The 2,165-nt window shown below is 73.6% G+C and carries 1 protein-coding gene; it reads right to left on the bottom strand.

The window, feature by feature from the left end; translation table 11 throughout:
* Window positions 1–2,165, bottom strand: a 2,165-nt coding sequence (locus NCC78_RS31095) for an Rne/Rng family ribonuclease (protein WP_250798996.1), incomplete at both ends; no start/stop codon positions are given.

The following is a 2,165-nucleotide window of genomic DNA, read 5'->3' as shown; positions in this document are numbered from 1 at the left end:
TGCCGCCCTCGGCCTCGTCGGCGTCACCGTCGCCGACCGCGTCCGGGTCGTCCGCCGCGGCCAGCCGGGCCGACTCGCCCGTCTGGCTGTCGGCGACCGCGCCGGCGGCGGTGGTCTCCGCCTCGTACCGGGACAGGTCGTAGCCCATGGTGTCGTGGTACTCCGCCTCGGCCTCGGCACCGGGGGCGGCCTCGGTCTCGGCGACCTCGGCCACCGTCCGCTCGGCCGGCGCGCTCTTGCGCGCCCGCCGCTTGGAGGAGGCGGTCCCCTGCTCCGCCGCCGGGGTGGTCACGGCCGAGGCGACCGCCTTGACCCTCTCACCCGCGCCGCCGGCGGGGCGCGGCTTCTCCGACACCGGCTCGGTGTGGATGATCACGCCCCGGCCCTTGCAGCAGTCGCAGGTCTCGCTGAACGCCTCCAGCAGGCCCGCGCCGATCCGCTTTCGGGTCATCTGCACCAGGCCGAGCGAGGTGATCTCGGTGACCTGGTGCTTGGTGCGGTCGCGCCCCAGGCACTCGGTCAGCCGGCGCAGCACCAGTTCCCGGTTGGACTCCAGCACCATGTCGATGAAGTCGATCACCACGATGCCGCCGATGTCCCGCAGCCGGAGCTGACGGACGATCTCCTCGGCGGCCTCCAGGTTGTTCCGGGTGACCGTCTCCTCCAGGTTGCCGCCGGCGCCGGTGTACTTGCCGGTGTTGACGTCGACCACGGTCATCGCCTCGGTCCGGTCGATCACCAGGTGACCGCCGGAGGGAAGGAAGACCTTGCGGTCCAAGCCCTTGAGGATCTGCTCGTCGATCCGGTACTCGGAGAAGACGTCGGCGGTGCCGACGTACCGGCGCACCCGGTCGACCAGGTCCGGCGAGACCTGCGACAGGTACGACTCGACCATGCCGTACGACTCGTCGCCCTCGATCACCAGCTCGCGGAAGTCCTCGTTGAACAGGTCGCGGACCACCCGGATGACCAGGTCCGGCTCCTCGTAGAGCAGCACCGGCGCACCGCCCTCGGCGGCCTTGGCCTGGATGTCCTCCCACTGCGCCTGGAGCCGCTTGACGTCGCGGGCCAGCTCGTCCTCGCTGGCGCCCTCGGCGGCGGTCCGGACGATCACGCCCGCGCCGTCGGGGACCAGCTTCTTCAGCACGTCCCGCAGCCGCTTGCGCTCGTTGTCCGGCAGCTTCCGGCTGATCCCCGAGGCGTTGCCGTTCGGCACGTAGACCAGGTGCCGGCCGGAGAGCGCGATGTGGCTGGTCAGCCGTGCGCCCTTGTGCCCGATCGGGTCCTTGGTGACCTGCACCAGCACCGAGTCGCCGGAGCGCAGCGCCTGCTCGATCGAGCGGGCCCGCCCCTCCAGGCCGCTGGTGTCCCAGTTGACCTCACCGGCGTACAGGACGGCGTTGCGGCCGCGCCCGACGTCGACGAAGGCCGCCTCCATGCTGGGCAGGACGTTCTGCACCTTACCGAGGTAGACGTTGCCGGCCATGGTGCCGGAGGAGTTCCGGGTGACGTAGTGCTCGACCAGCACGCCGTCCTCCAGGACGGCGATCTGGGTACGGTCGCCGCGCTGGCGGACCGCCATCACCCGGTCGACCGCCTCCCGGCGGGCCAGGAACTCGGACTCGCTGAGGATCGGCGGCCGGGTCCGGCGCTGTTCGCGGCCGTCCCGGCGGCGCTGGCGCTTGGCCTCCAGCCGGGTCGAGCCGGAGACCCCCTGCACCTCGTCGACGGTCTTGCGCGGCTCGCGGATCTTGACGACCGTGGGCACGCCGTCGTCGGCGGCGCCCTCCACGTCACCGGCGCCCCGGCGACGCCGACGCCGACGGCGGCGGGTCAGCCCGTCGCCCCCCTCGGCCTCCTCGTCCTCCTCGGCCTCGGCCTCGGCCTCCTCCGCCTCGGCCTGCGCGGCCTCCTCGGACTCCTCGTCGTCGACGTCGTCCGCGCCGCCCTTGCCCCGGCCACGGCCCCGGCGACCCCGCCGGCGCCGGCGGCGGGCAGCCGCGGACTCGTCCTCGTCCTCGTCCTCCTCGGCGGCCTCCTCGGCCTCGTCGGTCGGCTCCGCCTCGACCTCGACGAGCTCGACCGGCTCCTCCAGCTCGCGGCGCCCACGCCGGCGGCGGCGCGTCGGCTCGGCCGGCTCCTCCTCGGCGGCGGGCTCCTCGACG

Origin of the sequence: Micromonospora phytophila (assembly GCF_023656545.1) — a bacterium.
Classification (GTDB): Bacteria; Actinomycetota; Actinomycetes; order Mycobacteriales; family Micromonosporaceae; genus Micromonospora; species Micromonospora phytophila.
Note: the sequence above shows the minus strand (reverse complement) of the source record. Positions and strands in the feature narration are given on the sequence as shown.